Consider the following 22995-nt stretch of genomic DNA (forward strand, 5'->3'; position numbering starts at 1 on the left):
GGGGGTCCCCCGACGGAAGCAGACGGATTGCTGTCGATCACCGGTACCGCTCAGCCCACGCGCTGACACCGTGATCGCGCGCCCCGTCGGGCGCTCCACCGCACCGCGGTGGCCTCGGTGTCGTGCGCCCAGCATCGACACCGGGAGACACCCCCATGCCCACCAGTCCGTCCGTCGTCCTGCACGACGTCACCTTCGCCTGGCCCGACGGCACCGTCGCGCTCGACCACCTCACCGCCGCCTTCGGACGTGGCCGGACCGGGCTGGTCGGGAGGAACGGGGCCGGCAAGTCCACGCTGGTCCGGCTCGCGACCGGCCGGCTCCACCCCACGTCGGGCAGCATCGCGACGTCGGGTCCCGTCGACCACCTGCCGCAGCGCCTTGCAACGGGGATCGACGACACCGTCGCCGACCTGCTCGGCATCCGGCCCACGCTCACCGCGCTCCGGGCCGTCCTGGCCGGCGACGCCACGGCCGCACAGCTCGAGGCAGTCGGCGACGACTGGGACCTGGAGGAACGGGCCGCCGCGGTGCTCGACCGGGTCGGGCTCGACGGCACCGACCTCGACCGGCCGGTGTCGACGCTGTCCGGCGGGCAGTCGGTGCTCGTCGCCGTCGCCGGGGTGCGGTTGCGCGCCCGGCCGATCGTGTTCCTGGACGAGCCGACGAACAACCTGGACCGCCGGGCCCGCGGGCTGCTCCTCGACCTGGTCGACGACTGGCGCGGAACCCTGGTGGTCGTCAGCCACGACCGGGAACTCCTGGAGCACGTCGACGAGACCGTGGAGCTCCGCGCCGGGTCGATGACGGTGTTCGGTGGGACGTTCAGCGCGTTCGAGGAGCACCTGGCCGTACAGCAAGCGGCCGTCGAGCGCGAGGTCCGGGTCGCCGACCAGCGGCACCGCACCGAGAAGCGGCAGCGCATCGAGGCGGAGACGAAGATCGCCCGACGTGCGAAGGCCGGCGAGAAGGCGGGCCGCTCGATGCCGAAGATCCTGGCGAACGAGCAGCGGAAGAAGGCGCAGGAGACCGCCGGTCGACTGCGCGTCGGGTACGCGGACGACGAAGCCGCCGCACTCGCCACCAAGCGCGAGGCCGAGCTCCGCCTGCGCGACGACGAATCGATCCACGTCACCCTGCCCGACCCGGACGTGCCGGCATCGCGTCGGATCGCCACCGTGACCGTCCGCGGACGGGACGTCATCGTGCAGGGGCCGGAACGGATCGCCGTCACCGGGGACAACGGCGTCGGCAAGTCCACCCTGCTCGAGCAGCTCGTCGGCGACTCCGCCGCGCGGGAGCACCCGCTGCCCGAGACCACGGCCGTCGCCCACGTCGACCGGATCGCGTACCTGCCGCAGCGGAAGGACAGTCTGGACGACACCGCCACGGTGCTCGACAACATGCGCCGGGACGCCCCGCACGTGCCCGTCGCCGAGGTCCGCAACCGGCTGGCGAAGTTCCTGGTGCGCGGGGACACCGTCGACCGCCCGGCCGGGGACCTGTCCGGCGGGGAGCGGTTCCGGGTGGCGCTGGCGGCCCTGGTGCTCGCCGACCCACCACCGCAGCTGCTCGTGCTCGACGAGCCGACGAACGACCTCGACCTGACGAGCGTCGACCAGCTCGTGGACGCGCTGCGGGCCTACCGGGGAGCAGTCGTCGTGGTGAGCCACGACGAGACGTTCCTGGAACGGCTCGAGCTCGACGACCGGATCGAGCTGCGGTAGCCGATGGTCGCCGTCAGCGTGTCAGCGCCGTCCGAACATCAGCGCCGTCGGGTCGGTCGGATCGCGAGCGACTCGACGGTGCCGCGCTCGGGCATGTCGACGACGGTGCGGACCGCGGCGGCCACGTCCTCCGGCGCCAGGTAGTAGTCCGTGTCGTAGGACTCCCCGAGCTTCGCCACGAGCTGCCGCTGCATGTCCGAGTCGGTCCGGCCCGGGTGCACGCTCGACACCCGCACGCCGTTCGCCCGCTCCTCTTCGCGCAGGGCGTCGGCGAAGGCCCGCAGCGCGAACTTCGACGCCGCGTACACGCCACCGCCGGGGCCCGAGTGGAACCCGGAGCCGCTGTTGATCGGCACGACGATGCCCCGCGCCGCCCGCAGTGCCGGGAGCGCCAGCCGGGTGAGCTCGGCGACCGCGAACACGTTCGTCGCGAAGACCTGCTCCCACACCGCGCGCGGGGTGTCGGCGACGGTGGTGCCCTGCTCGACACCGGCCGAGTGCACCAGGACGTCGAGCCGATCCGGCAGCGCGGGGACCTCGCCCGCGCCCAGGTCACCGACGAACGGCGCCGCGCTCGGCAGCTCCTGGACGAGGGCGTCCACGGCGTCGGCGGACCGGCCGCCGACGAGCACGTGATGGGTGCGGCCGAGGTCGGCGGCGATCGCGCGCCCGATGCCGCGGGTGGCTCCGGTCACCAGGGCGACCGGACGGTTCTGGAGCTGGTCTGTCGTCACGGAGGCCAGCCTACGGAAGCCGAGCCGGGCCTCCTGTGCGGTCGCGGCGACGACGCAGGACCGTCAGCGCGACGCCGGCGACGACCACCAGGCCCACGAGCGCCGCGATGCCCCACGGCGAGCCGGCGAGCGCCGCGACGACCGCCCAGAACACGGCGAGCCCGACCGTCGCGTACAGGAACGCCCAGGCCACGCACCCCGGCACCATCGCGATCGTGTACCGCCACCAGGCGACCCGTGCCAGCCCCGCTGCGGCGTTCATCACCGTCTGCAGGCCGACCACGACGAAGCTCACCGTCACGACGGGTAGCCCCCAGCGATCGAGCAGTGCAGAACCGCGACGGACAGCCGGCGAGCGCAGCCAGCCGCCCCACCGCGATCGGGACGCCCCCGTCACCGCGAGCCGCGCGACCCAGTACGTGGCCTGCGCACGGCAGAACACGATCACGAAGAGCGCGAGGACGAGCCACCGGAACGGGAGCCCCTCGAGGAAGGACGGCACGCTCGCACCGTAGCGCCCCGACCCGGAGAGCGCCCGTCAGCGGTGGTCGGACGAACCGCGGTCAGTCGTTGTCGACGCCCTGGCGGATGCGGATGCCCTCGAGCACGTCCTGCGCCCGCTTCTCGTCCTGCTTCTCGATCTGGCGGGTGTCGCGCTCGGGGAGCTGGATGTCCTCCTCCGCGCGGATGCCGGCCTGCAGCTCGCGGCCCCGCTCGATCTCGGCGTCGAACTCGGCACCGAAGAGCAGGGCGTTGTTCGTGATCCAGATCCACAGCAGGAACACGATGACCCCACCCAGGGAGCCGTACGTGGCGTTGTAGTTCGAGAAGTTCCCGACGTAGAACCCGAAGCCGACGCTCGCGATGATCCAGATGAGGAGCGCCAGGATCGAGCCGCCGCTGACCCAGGTGAACTTCGGCTGCTTGACGTTCGGCGACCAGTAGTAGAGCACTGCGACGACGATGATCGCGATGACGAGCAGGATCGGCCACTGCACGATCGACAGGACGGTGACGGCCACGTCGCCGAGGCCGATGACGTCGCCGAAGCTGCGGGCGAGCGGAGCGCTCACCAGCACCAGCAGACCGACCACGAGCAGGACGACGGTGGTGACGGTCACGCCGAGCATGGTCGGGCGGAGCTTCCAGATCGGGCGGCCCTCGCGGACGTTGTAGATCCGGTTCATGGCACGGCCGAACGCGCCGACGTAGCCGGAGGCCGACCAGAGGGCACCGAGGATACCGACGATGAACGTGATGGGGGCGGCGGGCGAGCGGACGAGCCCCTCGACCGGGTCGCGGATCAGTTCGACGACCTGCTGCGACCCGATGTTGCCGATGATCTCGAGGAGCGTGTCGATCGTCTTCTTCGGATCCGACACCAGGCCGAGGATCGACACGACCGCCAGCAGCCCGGGGAACAGCGCGAGCACGGAGTAGTACGTCAGGCTCGCCGCCAGGTCGGTGCACTGGTCGCTCGTGAACTCGCGCAGCGTCTTCTTCAGCGTGTAGACGAGCGTCGGCTTCTTGAGGTCGGTGGGGCTGTCGGGCTTCCGGGCGTCGTCCGGGTCCGGCTTGTGCTCTTCGTGCGCCATGTGCCTACCCTCTCGCCTTCACGGCCTGCTTCGACCGCTTGACCGCCTGCTTGCGGTTCTTGTTCGCCCGTCGCTGCACCGCCGCGATGCCGACCTGCTGCTTCACGCGGGCGCGGTGCGCCGGGTCCTGCTCGAGGGCTTCCTCGGCCGCCTTGGCACGCGCCTTCCGGCCCTTGCGGCCTGCCTGCGCCTGCTCCTTCGCCGAGGGGGCGTCGCCACGCGCGCCGAACGGCAGCAACGCGGTGAAGGCCGAGTTCGCCGGCGGCTGGGCCAGGTGCCCGGCGGGGCGGTTCCGCAGTGCGATGCCGAGGACGATCGCCGCGACACCGGTCAGCCCGGTGATGCCCATCGCCACCAGCGGCGTGGGGTCGCGGTGCCACCGCTGCTTCGTCTTGGCGACCGCGAGCCGCGTGCGGGCGGGCAGGTCCGCGCGTCGCTTCAGCTCCGTCACGGTGTCCGTGATGCCCTCACGGGTGCGCACGTTGGCGAGTTCGAGCTCGGGCAGACTGTCCTTGGCCATTCCCCATTTCGTACACGTCCCACCCGGGATCGTGCCCAGCAGGCCGCGTCTACCGTGCCGCACATGCTCTTCCGGGACGCCGCCGAGGGGATCCACCGCCTCGAGATCGCACACACCAACACGTACCTCGTCGAGACCGGCGATCGGTTGCTCGTCGTCGACGCGGGGTTGCCCGCCGCGTGGCCGCACCTGCAGCTCGCCGTGCACGACCTGGGCTACACGCCCGACCAGGTCGAGGGGCTCCTGCTCACGCACGGGCACTTCGACCACGTCGGCACCGCAGCACGGATGCACCGCGACTGGGGCACGCCCGTGTTCGTCCACCCGGGCGATCGGCACCTCGCCGCGCACCCGTACTCGTACCGGCCGCAGACGAACCGGTTCGGGTTCGTCGCGCTCCACCCGGGTGGTCTGCGCCCCCTGGGCCGGATGCTGCTGGCCGGTGCGGTCACCGTCGACGGCATCGCGGACACCGAACCGATGGAGAGCCGCGCCGACGTGCCGGGCAACCCGTGGATCATCGAGACTCCGGGGCACACCGACGGCCACGTGGCACTGCACTTCGCCGACCGTGACGCCGTGATCGCCGGGGACGCGCTCGTCACCTTCGACCCGTACACGGGCGGGATCGGACCGCGGATCGTCGCACCCGCGGCGACCTCCGACGTCGACACTGCGGTCGCGTCGCTCGACCGGCTCGCGGACACCGAGGCGAAGCACGTGCTGCCCGGCCACGGGCCGGGCTGGTCGCTCGGCGTGCGGCGGGCCGTCGCGCAGGCGCGGCGGGCGGCCGGCACCGCCTGACGCGCGAGCGACAGATCAGGCGGACCGCACCGGGTCTGGTTCGCCAAAGCGACAGTATGCCGCGAACGTTCCGCAACCCACTGTCGCTTTGACGCGGTGGGCGCGACCAGAGCCGGCTTGGAGGCGCGGTGCGGGCCCGCCCCGCGCCTCCAGGCCGTGGGTGGGTGCGGTCAGGACGGGACGACGACGTCCTCGGGCAGGCCGGACGCCGCGGAGCGGCCGGCGGCCTCCATCAGCGCGAGGCTCCGCAGGTTGTCACGACCGCTCGTCTCGGGGGCGGGGCCGCCCTGCACCGAGCGGGCGAACGCCTGCAGCCCGCCCTGGCGGTCGGTGTGCGCGAGCACGGGGAGCTCGACCGGCTCGGCGACGTCGTCCTGCGTGCGGCGGACGGTGACCCGGTCGCCGTCGACCGCGTTCGGCTCACCGTCACGGCTCGTGAACCAGAGCTCGCCGTCCTCGCCCTCGATGCTCCACTCCCCGGCCCAGGCGGTGCGCGGGCCACGGCTCAGCCAGCTGCCGCGGTAGTTGACCACCGTGCCGCCGTCGAGCTCGATGATCATCGAGGCGACCGCTTCGTCCTGGTACTTGCTGTAGGCGGGGTAGCTGGCCTTGGCGAAGACCCGGACGGCCTCTTGCCCGGTGATCATCCGGAGCAGGTCGAAGTGGTGGATCGCCATGTCGTTGATCATCGCGTGCGGGAACCGGTAGTGCGGGTACGTCTCGGCGGGCTGGTCGTTGTCCCACTGCCGGAAGTCGACGTTGATCGCGGAGACCTCGCCGACGACGTCCGCCTCGAGCATCTCCTGCACGACCCGCGGTGCCGGGTACCAGCGGTAGTTCTGGCTGACCTGCAGCACCAGGCCGAGCTCCTCGGCGCGACGGACCGCGGTGACGGCCTCGTCGGTGGTGTTGGCGAACGGCTTCTCGACCAGGACGTGCTTGCCGGCGTCGAGGGCCTCGAGCGCGAGCGGCACGTGCGTCACGGCCGGGGCGGTGATGACGACGGCGTCGGCCTCGACCGCGGCGAGCGCCTCGGTCAGGGACCCGAACGCCGCGGAGGCCGGGAGCCCGAGGTCGGTCCGCACGGCCTCGAGCGTCGGCGCCGACGGGTCGACGATCCCGACCACCTGCACTTCCGACACCTCTGGGATGGCGGTGCGGGCCCAGTTGCCGCCCCACCCTCCGAGACCGACGTGGATGATCCGGACGCTCATGCGCGCACTCCTTCGTGACTGCCGTCGTGACTGGTGACGCACCACGGACGCCGCGGTGCGTGCGTCCAGTCTGTCAGTGCGTGAAGGCGTACGCGATGAGTGCCATCGTGACGATGAAGCCCGCCAGGTAGTTGATCCAGAGGAAGCGCTTCCACCCGGCGTTCGCGGCCTCGGCACCCTGGTCCGTGATGTTCCACCACGGCAGCACGTTGAGCGCGTACGGGATGACCACGATCGCGGCGATCGGCCCGGGGAACGCCGAGAACAGCAGCGCGACGCCGGCGACCAGGTAGGCGACGAAGGCCAGGCGGACGGTGGCCCGGGCGCCGATCACGGTCGCGACGGAGCCGATGCCACCGGCACGGTCGGCCAGGACGTCCTGCACGGCACCGAACGCGTGCGAGGCCACGCCCCACAGGAAGAACGCGATGCACACGGCGACGAGTTCACCGGTCCAGTGCGGACCGGCGAGGGCGAGGCCGTAGATCGCCGGCGAGACGAAGTGGGTGCTCGACGTGAGCGAGTCGAGGAACGGCTTCTCCTTGAACCGCAGCCCCGGTGCCGAGTACGCGATGACCGCGAAGACGCTGATCGCCAGGACGAGCCACGACCACGGCCCGTTGCCGCTGACGGCGCCGAGCACCACGAGCGCGACGAGGAAGGGGACGTTCGTGACGACGACGGCCCACAGCGTGGTGCGGTGGACGCTCTTGTCGAGCAGGGCGCCCTCGACGCCGCCCTTGCGCGGGTTGCGCAGGTCGGACTCGTAGTCGAAGACGTCGTTGATGCCGTACATCGCCAGGTTGTAGGGCACCAAGAAGTACACGACACCGACCAGGAACGCGACGAGCGAGAACCCGCCGCCGCCCTCGACGCCGACCCCGCTGCCGAGCAGGTACGCGGCGCCGAACGGGTAGGCGGTGTTCACCCAGCTGATCGGGCGCGACGACACGAACAGGGCGCGCAGGGTCGACGGCCTGGAGGCGGTGCTGGCGTTCACTTCATGTCCTCTGCTGGTGCTGTGGTCGGGCCGAGCGCGGGGCGCGCGCCGGTCCGGTCGAACAGGACCCACAGGCTGGGCAGCAGCACGATGGCGGACATCGCGTAGGCGAGGTCCTCGACCGGGATCGCACCGATCTTCACACCGCTGATGAGCGAGGGGTCGTAGGCGACGATCCGCAGCGTGACGATGACGTTGTCGAACACCATCGTCATCACCAGCAGCGCGACGCCGGCGATCACGGACGTGAGCACCGCGACCCGTCGCCCGACCGCAGGCCGTCGACCCGCCGCACGGGCCCGGCGTGCGGCGACGACGCCGGCGACCACGGCCACGACGGCCGTGACGCCGAAGAACGGCAGGGCCAGGAGCGCGTAGGCCCCGGTGCCGTTCACGCGCGCCGCCGATCGGTCGCCCGCTGCACCAGGGGCCGGACGAAGCCGATCAGGTCCATCGTCGAGTAGCAGAGCAGCAGCAGGAAGAAGAGCTCCTCGAGCGGGACCTCGGGCGCCAGGAGCACCCCGGTGAGCAGGTTCTGCGGCCCGATGAAGAAGATGCCGGCAGCGACACCGGCGACGTCCCACACCATGAAGAACGCGACGCCGACGACCATCACGGCTGCCGCCCGCCAGGGTGCCCGCCAGAAGAACAGCCGGAAGCGGGCGTCCAGCACGGTCATGCCGACCAGGGACACCACCAGGCCGGCGAGGTAGACCCCGGGCATCAGGCGGTCTCGGTCCGGTCCCGCGGAGCCCCGAGGGGCGTCGGCAGCGGCTCGGTGCTCCGGTCGCCGTGGATGCGCTTGAGCAGGACCTCGGCGCTGATCAGGCACATCGGCAGACCGATGCCCGGGATCGTCGAGGCGCCGACGTAGTACAGCCCCTCGACCTTCTTCGACGCGTTCTTCTCGCGGAAGAACGCGCTCTGCTTCAGGGTGTGCGCCGGGCCGAGCATCGAGCCGTTCCAGGCGTTCAGGTCGTCGGCGAAGTCGCGCGGTCCGATCGTGCGTCGGACCCGGATGCGGTCGCGCAGGTCCGGCACCCCGGCGCGCTCGGCCAGCACGTCGATGGCACGGTCGGCGATCTGCTCGACCTGGTAGTCACCGGCACCGTCGATGCCGCCCTTGCCGATCGACAGGTCGGCGGGCAGGGGCACCAGGATGAACAGGTTGCTGGTGCCAGGCGGGGAGACGCTCGGGTCGGTCTCGGACGGGGCGCAGACGTAGATCGAGGCGGGGTCCGGCACGTGCCGGTCGTCGCCGAAGATCGCGCCGAAGTTCGCCCTCCAGTCCGCGGTGAACATCAGGGTGTGGTGCAGCAGGCCCGGCGTCGGACCGTCGATGCCGAGGTACACGAGCACCGCGCTCGGCCCCGGGTCCCGCTTCTTCCAGTGGTCGGCGCCGTGGGTGCGGTGCTCACGCTCGAGCAGCTGCATCTCGGTGTGCTGCATGTCGGCAGCGCTGACCACGAGGTCGGCGGGGGCCGTGTGCTGCACGCCGTCGCGGTCGCGGTGGACGACCCCGGTGGCGACGCCGTCCTCGACGACGATCCGCTCGACCTTCGCACCGGCGATGATCTTCGCGCCCTCGGCCCGGGCGACCCGCTCGACGGCGGAGATCACCTCGGTGATGCCGCCCTTCGGGTAGAGCACGCCGTCGGCCAGGTCGAGGTGGCTCATCAGGTGGTACATGCTCGGTGCCGCGTACGGGCTCGTGCCGAGGAACACCGCCGGGTAGCCGAGGATCTGCCACAGGCGACGGTCCCGCACGGCGGTCTCGGCGAAGGTGGAGAGCGGCTCGAGCAGCAGGCGCGCGAGCTTGGGCAGACGACGCAGGACGTCGGGTGCGGCGAGCTTCGTGAGGTCCTGGAAGCTCGTGTAGAGGAACCGGCGCACGGCCATCGTGTAGGTGTCCTCGGCCGACGCGAGGTACTTCCGCATCCGCTCGCCGGCACCGGGCTCGATGGACTCGAACAACGCGATGTTGGCCTCGGCGTCGGCGCGCAGGTCGATCGGCTCGTCGTGGCCCTCGCTGTAGACGCGGTAACCGGGGTCGAGCTTCACCAGGTCGAGTTCGGCCTCGGCCGACGTTCCCAGCAGCTGGAAGAAGTGGTCGAAGACCTCGGGCATGAGGTACCACGACGGCCCGGTGTCGAACCGGAACCCGTCCTGCTCCCACGAGCCGGCACGGCCGCCGAGCTGCGTGCGCTGCTCGAGCACCGTCACCGAGAAGCCGTCGCGTGCGAGCAGCGCGGCGGCCGCCAGGCCGCTGATGCCGCCGCCGATGACGACCGCGCGGCGCGCGGGCACCTTGCGCCGGGTGGTGGTGGCGACCGTCGTCGGTCGGGAGGCGCGGGGCGGGGTCATGAGGAGCCTCCCGGCCGGTGGGTGGTGACGCGCGACCGGAGCGGTGCGCGTCCGGCGAGGACCTGCGCCGCGAGGCGCACCTTCACCGGGTTGGGGACGCGCACGCGCGTCGTGACGAGGCGGCTCGCCGGGGTGCGCGCGAGTCGGTCGTTGAGTTCCTGGAACAGCGCGTGTGCGAGTCCGACGGCGTTGCGGGCGTCGGCCGGCAGCAGCCGGATCGTGCGTGCTGCGTGGTCGAGGTCGGCCTGCACGTCGGCGACCAGGCGGTCCTTCGTGGCCTCGTCGAACGACCGGATGTCGACGCCCGGGAAGTACGAGCGACCGAGCACCTCGAAGTCGGCGTGCAGGTCACGCAGGAAGTTCACCTTCTGGAACGCGGCACCGAGCGCACGTGCACCGGCGACGAGTTCGGCCTGGTCGAACGTCGGCCGACCGGCGCGGTACACGAACGCGCGCAGGCACATCAGGCCGACGACCTCGGCTGAGCCGTACACGTACGCGTCGAACGAGGCGTCGTCGTGCTCGGTGCGGTCGAGGTCCATGCGCATCGAGGCGAAGAACGGGGCGGTGAGCTCGGCGCCGAAGCCGGTGACGCGGGCGGTGCGGGCGAAGGCGTGGACGACCGGGTTCACCGAGAAGCCGAGCGCGATGGCCCGTTCGGTGTCGGCCTCGAGCTCGTCGAGCACCGTGCGGGCGAGCTCGCGGTCGAGCCCGGCCTCGGTCGCGGGGCCGTCGACGACCTCGTCGGCGACGCGGACCAGCGCGTAGACGTTCCGGATGTGCTCGCGCGTGTCGCGGGCGAGCATGCGGCTCGCCAGTCCGAACGACGTGGAGTACCGGTCGATGACGACACCCGAGGCAGCCTCGGCCGTGGCGTCGTAGAGCTGGAGGCGAGCCGGACGGGATCCGGTCGCCGTGGTGGTGCTGTGGGTCACCGGGCGCGCTCCACGAGTTCGGTCACGAGGGCCTCCAGGCGGTCGGCGAGGTCGTACGGCAGCCGGGCGAGCTCGGCCCGGGCGAGTGCGGTGTGGTCGGCGACGCGTTCTTCCGCGGCGCCGCGCGCACCGCAGGACACCAGGGTCGCACGGACCTCGTCCGCGCGGGCCTCGGTCAGGTCCGGGTCGCCCAGGTACGGCTCGAGGTCCGGCCAGCAGTCCGTGGTCGCCGCGTAGGCGATGAGCATCGTGCGCTTGCCCTCGCGCAGGTCGCCCAGCACGGTCTTGCCGGTCATGGTCTCGTCGCCGAACACCCCGAGCAGGTCGTCGACGATCTGGTAGGCGATGCCGATCTCGCGACCGAAGGCCCCGAGGGCGGTGACGATCTCCTCGTCGGCGCCGGCCAGCACGGCCCCGGACTGCAGCGGCGCCTCGAACGAGTACACGCTCGTCTTCGCCCGCTCCATCGCCAGGACCTCGTCCACCGTCGGCATCACGCCGAGTGCCAGGTCGACGTCGGTCATCTCGCCGGCAGCGCTCGCGAACACGGCCTCGTCGAGCAGTTCGAGCAGACGCTCGCGCCGGATGCCGTCGACGCCCGCGGCCTCGATGAACCGGGGCGCACCGGCGAGCGCCAAGTCACCGGCGATCACGGCGGCACTCATCCCCCGGTGCTCGGCGGTCGGCAGCGGCAGGCCGCCCGTCGTCCCGTTGTCACGGAAGGACCCGGCGACGTTCGGCTGACCACGGCGCGACCAGTCGCGGTCGATGACGTCGTCGTGCACCACGAGTGCGGTGTGCAGGAGTTCGTACGCTGCCGCGACGTTGGCTGCGGCGTGCACGTCGGTGCCGCCCATGCCGGCGTACGCGGTCATGACCATGCGGGGCCGGAAGCGCTTGCCGCCCATGCTCGCCTTGCGGAGCACGCGCCACAGTTCTTCGGACGGTCGGCCGTAGCGCTCGGCGCGTGCCGACGACACGGCGAAGAAGCGCTCGAGGCAGTCGTCGACGAGCGCGAGGTCGATGTGCGGCACGGTGGTCGCTTCCTCGCTCATTGGCCTAACCTATCGACACAGATGAACGCTTTCCCTGAATCCGTGGTGCTCCTGGCCGACGACCGTACCCCGATCGGCACGGCGGACAAGTTCACGGTGCACACAGCCCACACGCCCCTGCACCTGGCGTTCTCGTGCCACGTCCGGAACACCGACGGTGACGTCCTGGTGACCCGACGAGCACTGTCGAAGAAGACCTGGCCGGGGGTGTGGACGAACACCTTCTGCGGCCACCCCGGTCCGGACGAGTCCTTCGAGGACGCCATCGGCCGTCGGGCCTCTCGCGAGCTCGGCATCACCGTGCGCGACGTCGAGGTCGTGCTGCCGGAGTTCCGGTACCGCGCGGTCGACGCCTCGGGCATCGTGGAGAACGAGGTCTGCCCCGTCTTCCGTGCCGTCACCGACGACACCCCGGCACCCGCCGACGACGAGGTCGCCGAGTGGGCCTGGGTGTCCGAGGACTCTCTCAGGCAGGCCGTCGCCGGTGCTCCGTTCGCCTGGAGCCCGTGGCTCGGGTGGCAGCTCGCCGAGCTCGAGACCGCCGGGCTGCACGTCACGCGCTGACGCGCCTGCTCCTGCGCCTGTCGCGACGGGTTGTCCGACCCGCGCCTCGTCCGACCCGCGCCTCGTCCGACCCGCGTCTTGTCCGACCCGCGTCTTGTCCGACCCGCGCCTTGTCCGACCCGCGCCGCAGGCGTACGCTCGACGGTCGGCAGCGCTCTGGGCGCCGCCAGGACGAGACGAGAAGGGCAGGTGAGGCGCGATGTCGGGTGACCATCCTCGATCGGGCCGGCCGCCCGTGTCGGTCGTCGCGCCCGCTCGCTGACCCTTCCCCGCCCCGGATCGTCTTCGGAGCGCCATCGCGCCCGCCTGCTCCCCACCGAAGGAGCACGCACATGGCACTGATCGACAACGCGATCTACGTCCGGGGACGCCGCGTGGAGTCTCCGTCGACCCTGTCGCGCCCGGCTCGTGGCGACCTGACGTGGATCGGGCTGCTCCGGCCCGACCCGCACGAGCTCGAGGCCGTCGCCACCGAGTTCGACCTGCACGAGAACGCCGTCGAGGACGCCCGCAAGGGACACCAGCGCGCCAAGCTCGAGCGCTACGGCGACACCCTGTTCCTGGTGCTCCGGCCGGCCTGGTTCGACCAGGCCTCGGGCACCGTGGAGTTCGGCGAGGTGCACCTGTTCGTCGGCGACCACTTCGTGGTGAGCGTCCGGCACGCCGCCCGACCCGACCTGGCGGCGCTGCGGGCACAGGTCGAGGCGGACCCGGAGTTCCTGGCGAAGGGGTCCGAGGCCGTGACCGCAGCCGTGCTCGACGAGGTCGTGGACGGGTACGGCCCCGTCGTCCAGGTCCTGCAGGAGCAGATCGACGCCATCGAGGACCAGCTGTTCGCCGGGCACGTCGACCCCGGGGTCTCGAAGCGCATCTACCAGCTGCTCAGCGAGGTCCTGGCGTTCCAGCGGGCCACCACCCCGGTGCCGGCGATGGTCACGGGGCTGCTCCGCGGTGCCGACAAGTACGGCGTGGACGACGACGTGCAGCACCGCCTCCGCAACGTGCACGACCACGCGCTCCGTGTCACCGAGCGGGTCGACTCGTTCCGCGCCCTGCTCGAGAACGCCCTGACCCTGCACACCACCCTGGTGTCGCAGGAGCAGAACGAGGCGATGCGCCGGATGACGAGCGCGAGCCTGGCCCAGGGCGAGGAGAGCCGGCAACTCGCCCGGGCAGCACACCGCCAGGGCGAGGAGGTCAAGAAGATCTCGTCGTGGGCGGCGATCCTGTTCGCACCCGGCCTGATCGCCGGTGTCTACGGGATGAACTTCGACCACATGCCCGAGCTGCACTGGCACTACGGCTACCCGGTCGCGATCCTCGGCATGCTCCTGCTGATGGGCGTGCTCTGGGCGATCTTCCGCAAGCGCAACTGGCTCTGAGCGGACGGCGGATCGGCGCACAGGTGGCGTCGATCCGCCGGACGTGCATAATGATCTGGCCCGGAATGTGAACGTGCACATCGATGTGCCACGACGCCCGGGCGGAAACGAGCAGCAATGGCGTCATCGCGGACACAGCAACCGCGTTCGCCCAGCATCCGTGACGTCGCACGGATCGCGGGCGTCTCGCACCAGACCGTCTCGCGGGTGCTGAACAACTCGGATGCGATCCGGGCCGAGACACGCGACAAGGTCCTGGCGGCCATGGAGCAGCTGCAGTACCGGCCGAACCGGGCCGCACGCGCCCTGGTCACGAGCCGGACCCACACGATCGGCGTCCTGACGGCCCGCCGCGCCCACTACGGTCCCGCCGTCGCGCTGCAGGCGATCGAGGACGCCGCGATGCTCCGGGGCTACTCGGTCACGACGGCGAACATCGCCGAGGCGACCGACGCCGCCGTGCGTGAAGGACTCGGACACCTGCTCGACCTCGACGTCGAGGGCATCGTCGTCATCGCACCCCAGCAGCGGGTCTTCGACCTGATCGCGGAACTCGGCATCCGCACCCCCTACGTCACCATGCGCGCCAGTGTCGGCGAGGACCCGACGGCCCTGTGGGTGGACCAGATGGAGGGCGCCCGGCTCGCGACCGCACACCTGCTCGACCTGGGGCACGAGTACGTGCGGCACATCGCCGGACCACAGGACTGGATCGAGGCCGACGCCCGCATGCAGGGGTTCCTGCGCGAGATGTCCGACCGCGACATGGCCGTCGCGCCGCCGATCCTGGGCGACTGGACCGCCGACTTCGGCTACCACGCCGGCCGTGAGCTGCTGCGGTGGCGGGACTGCACCGCGATCTTCTGCTCGAACGACCAGATGGCGCTCGGCGTGATGCACGCAGCGCGCTCGTACGGGCTCGACGTCCCGGGTGACCTGTCCGTGGTCGGCTACGACGACATCCCCGAGGCGAAGCACTTCTGGCCGCCGCTCACCACGGTGCAGGTCGACTTCGCCGAGCTCGGGCGTCGCTGCGTGGACCTGCTGCTGCCGAGTGAGGGCGAGCTGCTCCGCCCGATCGACATCGTCCCGCAGCTGGTCGTGCGGGCCTCCACGAGCGCGCCCCGCACGCGCTGACGGACCTCCGGCCTCGGCGCCCCCGGAGTACCTGCCACGAACTTCCGACCAGGTACGCCCGGAACCACCCGGTATGCCCGGAACCACCCGGCACCCCCGGAACCACCCGGCCGCCCCGGAGTACCTGCCACGAACGGGCGTACCTGCCACGAAGTTCCGACCAGGTACGCCCGGAACCACCCGGTACGCCCGGAACCACCCGGCCGCCCCGGAGTACCTGCCACGAACGGGCGTACCTGCCACGAAGTTCCGACCAGGTACGCCCGGAACCACCCGGTACGCCCGGAACCACCCGGCCGCCCCGGAGTACCTGCCACGAACGGGCGTACCTGCCACGAAGTTCCGACCAGGTACGCCCGAAACGTCCCGGTACGCCCGGAACCACCCGGCCGCCCCGGAGTACCTGTCACGAACGGGCGTACCTGGCACGAAGTTCCGACCAGGTACGCCCGGAACGACCAGGTATGCCCGGCACCACCCGGCGACCCGGGAGTATCTGCCACGAACTTCCGACCAGGTACGCCCGAAGACACCCGGTACGCCCGGAACCACCCGGCCGCCCCGGAGTACCTGCCAGGAACGGGCATACCTGCCACGAACTTCCGACCAGGTACGCCCGGAAGCACCAGCCAAGCCCGCTCCGACAAGGCGAGCGCGGCTCCGGACGCGACCACGAGGCGGACGGGAGGCCCGTGGCGGGCCTGCCACGGGCCTCCCGTCCGCGCATGCGGTTCCGCGCAACGAAACGCGCGCTCCGGAGTCCCCTGGCCCCAACCCGGGGGACGTTCCCTCCGGATCACGCACGCCGTTACGAAAACGCGACCAATCCGAATTGACAGCCGCACCGAGGCTGTGCGTAAATTGCCTCCGTCCAGCCGATGTGACCGTTCACATGAGCGTCACACCGAGCCGGATCCGGACGCGACAACGAAGTCCACACAGGCCCCCTGTGCTTTCGCTGCCGCAGCAGAACCACCCGAACACACTGCCGCACCGAAGCGGCAGAAGGAGATGCACTGTGGCGTCAACCCCGATCGACACCGGCCTCGAGACCCGGTCGATCACCGCACCCGAGACGATCCTCGAGATGCGCTCGATCACCAAGGAGTTCCCTGGTGTGAAGGCGCTGGCCGACGTCTCCCTCAGCGTCCGCGCCGGCGAGATCCACGCGATCTGCGGCGAGAACGGCGCCGGCAAGTCGACCCTGATGAAGGTCCTGTCGGGCGTCTACCCGTACGGCACCTACAGCGGCGAGATCGTCTACGAGGGCGAGGAAGTCCGCTTCTCGAACATCAAGCAGTCCGAGCAGGCCGGCATCGTCATCATCCACCAGGAGCTGGCGCTCGTCCCGGAGCTCTCGATCACCGAGAACCTGTTCCTGGGCAACGAGCCGAGCCGCGGTGGCGTCATCAACTGGACCGCCGCACAGCTCCGTGCGCAGGACCTGCTCGCCCGCGTCGGCCTGGCCGACGACCCGGACACGCAGATCAAGAACATCGGTGTCGGCAAGCAGCAGCTCGTCGAGATCGCGAAGGCCCTGCACAAGGACGTCAAGCTCCTGATCCTCGACGAGCCGACCGCCGCGCTCAACGAGAACGACTCGCAGCACCTGCTCGACCTGATCGTCGGGCTGAAGGCCAAGGGCATCGCGAGCATCATCATCAGCCACAAGCTCAACGAGATCGAGCAGATCGCGGACGAGATCACGATCATCCGCGACGGCAAGGCCATCGAGACGCTCAACGTCAAGGCGGACGGCGTCAACGAGGACCGCATCATCCGCGGCATGGTGGGCCGCTCGCTCGAGTCGCGCTTCCCGGACCGCACCCCGAAGATCGGCGAGACCTTCTTCGAGGTCCGCAACTGGACGGTGCAGCACCCGATCGACCCGTCGCGTCTGGTCTGCAAGGCATCGAACTTCCACGTCCGCAAGGGCGAGATCGTCGGCTTCGCCGGCCTGATGGGCGCCGGACGCACCGAGCTGGCGATGAGCCTGTTCGGTCGCTCCTACGGCACCTGGCTCGACGGCCAGATCATCAAGGACGGCCGCGAGATCAAGGTCACGAACGTCCAGCAGGCGATCGAGAACGGCATGGGCTACGTCTCCGAGGACCGCAAGGCACTCGGCCTGAACCTCCTCGACACCGTGAAGCGCTCGACGGTCGCCGCCGACCTGCAGAAGATCTCGAAGGCCGGCGTCGTCGACTCGCTCGAGGAGTACTCGGTCGCCGAGAAGTACCGCAAGATGCTCCGCACGAAGGTGCCGAGCGTCGAGGACAACGTCGGCAAGCTGTCCGGAGGCAACCAGCAGAAGGTCGTCCTGTCCAAGTGGATGTTCACCGACCCGGACATCCTGATCCTCGACGAGCCCACCCGCGGCATCGACGTGGGCGCCAAGTTCGAGATCTACGGGATCATCCAGCAGCTCGCCGCCGAGGGGAAGGGCATCATCCTCATCTCGTCCGAGCTCCCCGAACTCCTCGGTCTCTCCGACCGGATCTACACCATCTTCGAGGGCCAGATCACCGCTGACCTCCCGGCCGACCAGGCCGATCCCGAATCGCTCATGCGCAGCATGACCTCCGCGCGGAAGGGCGCCACCGCCTCATGAACAACCTGAAACTGCTCTTCGGCAAGGGCAACAGCATCGGCCAGTACGGCATGATCATCGCGCTCATCGTGCTGCTGATCTTCTTCTCGGTCACGACGAACGGGCTCATCCTCGAGCCGACCAACGTCATCAACCTGTTCCTGCAGTACTCCTACATCCTGATCCTGGCGCTCGGCATGGTCATGGTCATCATCGCGGGGCACATCGACCTGTCGGTGGGGTCGGTCGCAGCGGTCGTCGGCATCGTCGTGGCGCAGTCCATGGCCGTGTGGGACTTCCCGGTGTGGGCAGCCATCATCCTGGGTCTCGCGTGCGGTGCCCTGATCGGCGCGTGGCAGGGCTTCTGGGTTGCGTTCGTGAAGGTCCCGGCCTTCATCGTGACGCTGGCCGGTCAGCTCATCTTCCGTGGTGTGAACCAGATCATCGGCAACTCGACGTCGGTCCCCGTCCCGGACGCCTTCACCCCGATCGGCGCCGGCTTCCTCGGTGACTTCGGCCCCGACTTCGGCTTCAGCAACGGCACGCTGCTCATCGGCCTCGTCACGATCCTCGCGCTCATCATCATCGAGGCCCGTGGCCGTGCCCGCCGTCGGAAGATGCAGGCCGAGGTCCCGCCGCTGTGGGTCTCGATCGTCCGCACCGGCATCCTGGTCGCCGTCACGCTCGTCGCCACGTACCTGTTCGGTGCCGGCCCGGTCGGCACCTCGGTCCCGATCGTCGCGATCATCCTCGGTGTCCTGACCATCGTCTACGGCTTCGTCACGAAGAACACGATCTTCGGTCGCCAGGTCTACGCCGTCGGTGGCAACGCGAACGCCGCCGTCCTGTCCGGTGTCTCCGCGAAGAAGGTCAACTTCTTCGTCATGATGAACATGTCGGTCCTCGCCGCGATCGCCGGCATGGTGTTCGTCGCCTACTCCGGTGCCTCGGGCCCCGCGGACGGCACCGGCTGGGAGCTCGACGCGATCGCCGCCGTGTTCGTCGGTGGTGCAGCGGTCGCCGGTGGTGTCGGCACGATCTCCGGCTCGATCATCGGTGGTCTCGTGATGGCGCTGCTGTCGAACGGCCTGCAGCTGATGGGCCTCGAGTCCAACCAGGTGCAGATCATCCGCGGTCTCGTCCTGCTCGTCGCCGTCGCCTTCGACGTCTACTCGAAGTCGCAGGGACGCCCGTCGCTGATCGGCGGCATGATGCGGCAGTTCCAGCGGAAGGACACCGAGCAGAACACGGTGGCCGCCCAGCAGCCGCGGTCCATCGAGGACCAGCCGGACAAGATCACCCTCCCCTAGTCCCAACTCCCCACACCGGGGCCTCGGCCCCACACCTCCTCAACGAAGAGAAAGCAATCACATGCGCAAGAAGATCGTCGCCGGCCTCAGCCTGGCGCTCATCGCGGGCCTCGCCCTCAGCGGTTGCTCGGCACGCGGCTCGTCCGACGACGCCGGCAGCACCAGCACCATCAAGAAGGGCGACCTCATCGGCGTCGCCCTGCCGGCCAAGACCTCGCAGAACTGGGTCCTCGCGGGCGCCGCGTTCAAGAAGTCGATCGAGGACGCCGGCTTCAAGGCCGACATCCAGTACGCCAACGCCGGCAACCCGGTCCCCGACCAGCAGTCGCAGATCTCGGGCATGATCACCAAGGGCGCCAAGGCCGTCATCATCGGTGCCGCCGACGGTTCGCAGCTGACCGCGCAGGTCAAGTCCGCCAAGGACCGCGGCGCCGTCGTCATCGCCTGGGACCGCAACATCCTGAACACGAAGAACGTCGACTACTACGTGGCGTTCAACAACTTCAAGGTCGGCCAGCTCCAGGCCGAGGCGCTGCTCAAGGGCCTCGAGGAGAAGAAGGGCGACAAGCCGTACAACGTCGAGCTCTTCGCCGGTTCGCCGGACGACGCCAACGCGACCGTGTTCTTCAACGGTGCGATGGACGTCCTCCAGCCGAAGATCGACGACGGCACCATCAAGGTCGTCTCCGGTCAGACCACGTTCCAGAAGGTCGTCACGCAGGGCTGGCTCGCGCAGAAGGCCCAGTCGCGCATGACCGACCTGCTCTCGCAGTACTACACGGGTGACACCGAGCTCGACGGCGTCCTGTCGCCGAACGACACCCTCGCCCGTGCGATCCTCACCGCGACCAAGGCCGCCGGCAAGGACAACCCCGTCGTGACGGGCCAGGACTCGGAGACCGCGTCCATCCCGCTCATCATGCAGGGCACGCAGTACTCGACGATCTTCAAGGACACGTCGAAGGAGGCCCAGGCGGCCGTCGACCTCGTCTCCACGCTGTCGAAGGGCGACAAGCCCGACACGAAGATGGACAAGACGAACAACTACAACGGCAAGAAGACGGTCCCCGCGATCGAGCTCACGCCGGTCCTGGTCACCAAGGACAACGCCGTCGAGGCCTACAAGGGCAACGACACCCTCGAGGAGCTCGCCAAGAAGGGCTGATCTCCCCAGCACCACGGACGGCCCCGTCTCGCCTCGGCGAGACGGGGCCGTCCTGCGTCGTCCGGGGGCCGGCCACACGGCGGACGGGAGGCTCGGTGCACGTCGTGATCCGTGCCTCCAGTCCGCCGTGTGGTCCGCCCAGGGCACGTGGCCGCGCCCGGTCCGTGCCCGCGTCCGTCAGGGGTGGGCAGCGCGCAACCGGCGCGCGGCGTCGGCGAGGTGCGGGACGTCGGTGCGGGCGGTGCCGAACACCAGCGCACGCGTCGTGTCGAAGTACCGCCGGGTCAGCCGCTCCCCCAGGTCGGACACGCGCGACCACGGGATGCCGGGCTCGCTCGCGGTGACCCCGGCGGGGAGCACCCGGACCGCCTCACCGATCTCGACCAGGCGCATCCGGACCGCGTCGTGCACCAGGTCCTCGGGCACCCGCTCGTCGTCGATGTAGCGCCGGATCGCCTCGCACGCCCGGATGACGTCGTCGAGGCGGTCGGCCACGGCACGGCGGATGCCGGGCTGCCCACTCACAGCGGCACCGCGGTCCGGACGACCCCGGGGCGCATGCCCGCGGCGTCGACGACGTCGACGCGGACTCCGAGCAACCGTTCGGCGGCGTCCTGGATGCGCATCAGCGCGAAGATGCCGAGCCCCGCGTCGACGTCGACCATCAGGTCGACGTCACTGTCCGGACCGTCCTCACCCCGCGCGACGCTGCCGAAGATCCGGGGGTTCCGCCCGCCGAACCGCTGCACGATCTCGATGAGGTCCTGCCGGGCCGCGACCACACGCTCGAGGAGCGGCGGGGGTTCCTCGACCGGCTGCAGGTCGATCGTCGTCGTGAAGCCCGCCGCGCGGAGCATCCGCTGCAGGGCTGCGAGCGACGGTTCGCGCCGACCGTTCTCGTAGGTGCTGATGACGCTCTGCGTGACGCCGGCGCGCTGGGCGAGCTGGACCTGGGTCAGTTCGGCGCGTTCACGGGCGTCGCGGATGAGCACCGCGGCCGACAGCGGCGGGGCGGACCGTGGGGGAACAGCGGACATGCTGCAACGATACACAGCATGCGACATTTCGTCCGCCGGTGGAACCGACGGGTCTGTGCAGGCCCGGACGGAACGGGACGGTCCAGCGCTCGTCAGCGCGGGTTGGAGACGTCCGCCCGGTGGAAGTTCTGCGCCGAGCGGGACGCGGTCGGGCCACGCTGACCCTGGTAGCGGGACTGGTACTCGGCGGAACCGTAGGGCTTCTCGGCGGGGCTCGAGAGCTGGAAGAAGCAGAGCTGCCCGATCTTCATCCCCGGCCACAGCTTGATCGGCAGCGTCGCCACGTTCGACAGCTCGAGCGTCACGTGCCCGGAGAACCCGGGGTCGATGAAGCCCGCGGTCGAGTGGGTCAGGAGGCCGAGGCGACCGAGCGAGCTCTTGCCCTCGAGCCGCGCCGCGATGTCGTCGGGCAGCGTCACGACCTCGAACGTGGAGCCGAGGACGAACTCACCCGGGTGCAGCACGAACGCTTCGTCCGGGTCGGTCTCGACCAGGCGGGTCAGGTCGGGCTGGTCCACCGCGGGGTCGATGTGCGGGTACTTGTGGTTGTCGAACAGCCGGAAGAACTTGTCGAGCCGGACGTCGATGCTCGACGGCTGCACGAGCGAGGCGTCGTACGGGTCGAGGCCGATCCGGCCTTCGGCGAGCTGGGCGGTGATGTCGCGGTCGGAGAGCAGCACGGAGGAAGCCTAGCGGCAGCGGGCGTCGCGCCGGTATGCTGCCAGGCTGCCCACCTCCCGGGCGGGCGGCGTTCGGAGCAGTGATGACCACGTACACCGTCGACGAGATCACGGTGCCCGCCACCATGGACGACGACCCGGCGGTCGTCGCGACCTTCGCCGAGTGGCTCGCTGTGTCCGACGCGGCCGAAGCCGCCGTGCACGGGCTGCACGAGTTGGCGTGGACACCAGAGGAGTACCTGCCGCTCTGCCGCGAGCCGGGCGCTCCGAGCCGGCTCGTCGTCGCCCGTGACGATCGCGGCTCCGTGGTCGGTGCGGGCTCGTACGACACGAAGCAGGAGCCCGGGACCACCAACTGCTGGCTGTCGGTCGGCGTCGTTCCCGGCCATCAGCGCCGCGGTGTCGGGACGCTGCTCGCCGATCACCTGGAGTCGATGGCTCGCGCTGACGGCCGCACGCAGTGGAAGACGTACGCCGTCTCGCGGCAGGTCGGTAGCGCCTCCGGGCCGGGGTTCGTGCAGGCCCCGACGGGGTTCGGCGCCGTCCCGGAGGACGAGGCCGGGGTGCGGTTCCTGACCGCCCGCGGCTGGCACTTCGGCCAGGTGAACCGGATCAGCCGGCTCCCGCTGCCCGCCGACGCATCCGTGGTGCGCGGACTGCACGAGCGGGCATCTGCTGCCGCCGGTCCGGAGTACCGCGTGCACGCCTGGACCGGCCGCACGCCGGAGCAGTGGCTCGACGGCATCGCCCTGCTCGAGACCCGGATGAGCACCGACGCGCCCGCCGGGGACATGGAGGAGCCCGAGGACGTCTGGACCGCCGAACGACTCCGGGAGCACGAGGACGAGCTCGCCCGGGCACCGCGCACCCTGCTCACCGTGGCCGTCGAGCACGTGCCGACGACCACCCTGGCCGGTTTCACGCAGCTGTCCGTGCCGGACGACCCCGCACGGCCGGCACAGCAGTGGGACACCCTGGTGCTCCGCGAGCACCGCGGCCACCGGCTCGGATGGCTGCTCAAGGTCGTCGGGATCCGAGAGCTCGAGCGGCGGTTCCCCGGGCGCCCGTCGGTCATCACGTTCAACGCGGAGGAGAACCGCCACATGCTCGACGTGAACGAGGCCGTCGGGTTCGTCGGCGTCGGCTGCGAGGGCATCTGGGAACGGCGGGTCTGAGCGCGCA

Annotated in this window: 23 protein-coding genes; 9 read left to right on the plus strand and 14 right to left on the minus strand. The window is 70.4% G+C overall.

All coding sequences use genetic code 11. The features are described from left to right. The first annotated feature begins 155 nt into the window (after window positions 1-155). Window positions 156-1727, plus strand: a complete 1572-nt coding sequence (locus DEJ03_RS13060; protein WP_110864931.1) for an ABC-F family ATP-binding cassette domain-containing protein — start codon at window positions 156-158, stop codon at window positions 1725-1727. Between the two features lie 38 nt (window positions 1728-1765). On the opposite strand, the gene DEJ03_RS13065 is transcribed toward DEJ03_RS13060, so the two are convergent. From DEJ03_RS13065 to DEJ03_RS13080, 4 genes are all read right to left on the minus strand, one after another. After that, the gene (locus DEJ03_RS13065) at window positions 1766-2461 is read right to left on the minus strand and encodes an SDR family oxidoreductase (protein ID WP_071404940.1); all 696 of its coding nucleotides are present in this window, start codon (window positions 2459-2461) and stop codon (window positions 1766-1768) included. 10 nt (window positions 2462-2471) lie between these two features. Beyond that, window positions 2472-2963: a VTT domain-containing protein gene (locus tag DEJ03_RS13070; protein WP_027464919.1), complete on the minus strand. Its 492-nt coding sequence runs from the start codon at window positions 2961-2963 to the stop codon at window positions 2472-2474. 61 nt (window positions 2964-3024) lie between these two features. Then, entirely contained in the window at window positions 3025-4056 is a 1032-nt protein-coding gene (locus DEJ03_RS13075) for a YihY/virulence factor BrkB family protein (RefSeq protein WP_110864932.1), read from the minus strand. A 4-nt stretch (window positions 4057-4060) separates the two neighbouring features. Next, a complete protein-coding gene (locus DEJ03_RS13080) occupies window positions 4061-4576 on the minus strand; it encodes a hypothetical protein (RefSeq protein ID WP_110864933.1) in 516 nt (171 codons plus the stop codon). A 63-nt stretch (window positions 4577-4639) separates the two neighbouring features. Here DEJ03_RS13080 and DEJ03_RS13085 point away from each other — a divergent pair, with 63 nt between their 5' ends. After that, window positions 4640-5380 carry an MBL fold metallo-hydrolase gene (locus DEJ03_RS13085; RefSeq protein ID WP_110864934.1) on the plus strand — a complete coding sequence of 247 codons (741 nt, stop codon included), beginning with the start codon at window positions 4640-4642 and terminating at the stop codon, window positions 5378-5380. 170 nt (window positions 5381-5550) lie between these two features. Here the strand turns inward: DEJ03_RS13085 and DEJ03_RS13090 are convergent, their stop codons facing one another. The 7 genes from DEJ03_RS13090 to DEJ03_RS13120 all read right to left on the minus strand — a co-directional run bounded on the left by DEJ03_RS13090 (window position 5551) and on the right by DEJ03_RS13120 (window position 11948). After that, on the minus strand, window positions 5551-6594 hold the full coding sequence (locus tag DEJ03_RS13090) for a Gfo/Idh/MocA family protein (protein ID WP_027464923.1): 1044 nt from the start codon (window positions 6592-6594) through the stop codon (window positions 5551-5553). 73 nt (window positions 6595-6667) lie between these two features. Next, window positions 6668-7594 carry a prenyltransferase gene (locus DEJ03_RS13095; protein ID WP_071404934.1) on the minus strand — a complete coding sequence of 309 codons (927 nt, stop codon included), beginning with the start codon at window positions 7592-7594 and terminating at the stop codon, window positions 6668-6670. Further along, entirely contained in the window at window positions 7591-7989 is a 399-nt protein-coding gene (locus tag DEJ03_RS13100) for a lycopene cyclase domain-containing protein (protein ID WP_181422713.1), read from the minus strand. Before DEJ03_RS13100 ends, DEJ03_RS13095 begins: the two co-directional genes overlap by 4 nt. Beyond that, complete coding sequence (locus DEJ03_RS13105) at window positions 7986-8318, minus strand: lycopene cyclase domain-containing protein (protein WP_110864936.1); 333 nt, start codon at window positions 8316-8318, stop codon at window positions 7986-7988. The genes DEJ03_RS13100 and DEJ03_RS13105 overlap by 4 nt, the downstream gene beginning before the upstream one ends. After that, window positions 8318-9958: a phytoene desaturase family protein gene (gene crtI / locus DEJ03_RS13110; RefSeq protein ID WP_110864937.1), complete on the minus strand. Its 1641-nt coding sequence runs from the start codon at window positions 9956-9958 to the stop codon at window positions 8318-8320. The genes DEJ03_RS13105 and crtI overlap by 1 nt, the downstream gene beginning before the upstream one ends. Further along, entirely contained in the window at window positions 9955-10893 is a 939-nt protein-coding gene (locus tag DEJ03_RS13115) for a squalene/phytoene synthase family protein (RefSeq protein ID WP_110864938.1), read from the minus strand. The genes crtI and DEJ03_RS13115 overlap by 4 nt, the downstream gene beginning before the upstream one ends. After that, on the minus strand, window positions 10890-11948 hold the full coding sequence (locus DEJ03_RS13120) for a polyprenyl synthetase family protein (protein WP_181422714.1): 1059 nt from the start codon (window positions 11946-11948) through the stop codon (window positions 10890-10892). The genes DEJ03_RS13115 and DEJ03_RS13120 overlap by 4 nt, the downstream gene beginning before the upstream one ends. 21 nt (window positions 11949-11969) lie before the next feature. Between DEJ03_RS13120 and idi the strand changes: the two genes are divergently transcribed. The 6 genes from idi to DEJ03_RS13150 all read left to right on the plus strand — a co-directional run bounded on the left by idi (window position 11970) and on the right by DEJ03_RS13150 (window position 20096). Next, window positions 11970-12512, plus strand: coding sequence for an isopentenyl-diphosphate Delta-isomerase (gene idi / locus DEJ03_RS13125; RefSeq protein WP_110864939.1), 543 nt, complete (start codon window positions 11970-11972; stop codon window positions 12510-12512). A gap of 332 nt (window positions 12513-12844) precedes the next feature. Beyond that, the gene (locus DEJ03_RS13130) at window positions 12845-13894 is read left to right on the plus strand and encodes a magnesium and cobalt transport protein CorA (protein ID WP_110864940.1); all 1050 of its coding nucleotides are present in this window, start codon (window positions 12845-12847) and stop codon (window positions 13892-13894) included. 117 nt (window positions 13895-14011) lie between these two features. Further along, window positions 14012-15031, plus strand: a complete 1020-nt coding sequence (locus DEJ03_RS13135; protein ID WP_017886425.1) for a LacI family DNA-binding transcriptional regulator — start codon at window positions 14012-14014, stop codon at window positions 15029-15031. A gap of 1087 nt (window positions 15032-16118) precedes the next feature. Next, window positions 16119-17642, plus strand: coding sequence for a multiple monosaccharide ABC transporter ATP-binding protein (mmsA, locus tag DEJ03_RS13140; RefSeq protein ID WP_110864992.1), 1524 nt, complete (start codon window positions 16119-16121; stop codon window positions 17640-17642). Then, on the plus strand, window positions 17639-18931 hold the full coding sequence (gene mmsB / locus DEJ03_RS13145; RefSeq protein WP_110864941.1) for a multiple monosaccharide ABC transporter permease: 1293 nt from the start codon (window positions 17639-17641) through the stop codon (window positions 18929-18931). The genes mmsA and mmsB overlap by 4 nt, the downstream gene beginning before the upstream one ends. A 61-nt stretch (window positions 18932-18992) precedes the next feature. Beyond that, a complete protein-coding gene (locus DEJ03_RS13150) occupies window positions 18993-20096 on the plus strand; it encodes a sugar-binding protein (RefSeq protein WP_110864942.1) in 1104 nt (367 codons plus the stop codon). Window positions 20097-20273: 177 nt separating this feature from the next. On the opposite strand, the gene DEJ03_RS13155 is transcribed toward DEJ03_RS13150, so the two are convergent. The 3 genes from DEJ03_RS13155 to dcd all read right to left on the minus strand — a co-directional run bounded on the left by DEJ03_RS13155 (window position 20274) and on the right by dcd (window position 21813). Continuing rightward, window positions 20274-20621 (minus strand): DUF86 domain-containing protein, encoded by a 348-nt coding sequence (locus DEJ03_RS13155; RefSeq protein WP_084740843.1) that lies wholly within the window; start codon window positions 20619-20621, stop codon window positions 20274-20276. Next, on the minus strand, window positions 20618-21133 hold the full coding sequence (locus tag DEJ03_RS13160) for a helix-turn-helix domain-containing protein (RefSeq protein ID WP_110864943.1): 516 nt from the start codon (window positions 21131-21133) through the stop codon (window positions 20618-20620). Before DEJ03_RS13160 ends, DEJ03_RS13155 begins: the two co-directional genes overlap by 4 nt. A 92-nt stretch (window positions 21134-21225) precedes the next feature. Continuing rightward, window positions 21226-21813, minus strand: a complete 588-nt coding sequence (gene dcd / locus DEJ03_RS13165; protein ID WP_110864944.1) for a dCTP deaminase — start codon at window positions 21811-21813, stop codon at window positions 21226-21228. Between the two features lie 83 nt (window positions 21814-21896). Between dcd and DEJ03_RS13170 the strand changes: the two genes are divergently transcribed. Then, on the plus strand, window positions 21897-22988 hold the full coding sequence (locus tag DEJ03_RS13170) for a GNAT family N-acetyltransferase (RefSeq protein ID WP_181422715.1): 1092 nt from the start codon (window positions 21897-21899) through the stop codon (window positions 22986-22988). Window positions 22989-22995 lie beyond the last annotated feature (7 nt).

It is taken from the genome of Curtobacterium sp. MCLR17_043 (assembly GCF_003224215.1).
GTDB lineage: Bacteria > Actinomycetota > Actinomycetes > Actinomycetales > Microbacteriaceae > Curtobacterium > Curtobacterium flaccumfaciens.

Coding starts and splice junctions, on each gene's coding strand:
- DEJ03_RS13170 (WP_181422715.1), top strand. CDS start 21,897: ATGACCACGTACACCGTCGACGAGATCACGGTGCCCGCCACCATGGAC.
- DEJ03_RS13120 (WP_181422714.1), bottom strand. CDS start 11,948: ATGAGCGAGGAAGCGACCACCGTGCCGCACATCGACCTCGCGCTCGTC.
- DEJ03_RS13135 (WP_017886425.1), top strand. CDS start 14,012: ATGGCGTCATCGCGGACACAGCAACCGCGTTCGCCCAGCATCCGTGAC.
- DEJ03_RS13085 (WP_110864934.1), top strand. CDS start 4,640: ATGCTCTTCCGGGACGCCGCCGAGGGGATCCACCGCCTCGAGATCGCA.
- DEJ03_RS13150 (WP_110864942.1), top strand. CDS start 18,993: ATGCGCAAGAAGATCGTCGCCGGCCTCAGCCTGGCGCTCATCGCGGGC.
- DEJ03_RS13160 (WP_110864943.1), bottom strand. CDS start 21,133: ATGTCCGCTGTTCCCCCACGGTCCGCCCCGCCGCTGTCGGCCGCGGTG.
- mmsB (WP_110864941.1), top strand. CDS start 17,639: ATGAACAACCTGAAACTGCTCTTCGGCAAGGGCAACAGCATCGGCCAG.
- DEJ03_RS13090 (WP_027464923.1), bottom strand. CDS start 6,594: ATGAGCGTCCGGATCATCCACGTCGGTCTCGGAGGGTGGGGCGGCAAC.
- DEJ03_RS13060 (WP_110864931.1), top strand. CDS start 156: ATGCCCACCAGTCCGTCCGTCGTCCTGCACGACGTCACCTTCGCCTGG.
- crtI (WP_110864937.1), bottom strand. CDS start 9,958: ATGACCCCGCCCCGCGCCTCCCGACCGACGACGGTCGCCACCACCACC.
- DEJ03_RS13075 (WP_110864932.1), bottom strand. CDS start 4,056: ATGGCGCACGAAGAGCACAAGCCGGACCCGGACGACGCCCGGAAGCCC.
- DEJ03_RS13130 (WP_110864940.1), top strand. CDS start 12,845: ATGGCACTGATCGACAACGCGATCTACGTCCGGGGACGCCGCGTGGAG.
- mmsA (WP_110864992.1), top strand. CDS start 16,119: ATGCGCTCGATCACCAAGGAGTTCCCTGGTGTGAAGGCGCTGGCCGAC.
- DEJ03_RS13080 (WP_110864933.1), bottom strand. CDS start 4,576: ATGGCCAAGGACAGTCTGCCCGAGCTCGAACTCGCCAACGTGCGCACC.
- idi (WP_110864939.1), top strand. CDS start 11,970: ATGAACGCTTTCCCTGAATCCGTGGTGCTCCTGGCCGACGACCGTACC.
- DEJ03_RS13105 (WP_110864936.1), bottom strand. CDS start 8,318: ATGCCCGGGGTCTACCTCGCCGGCCTGGTGGTGTCCCTGGTCGGCATG.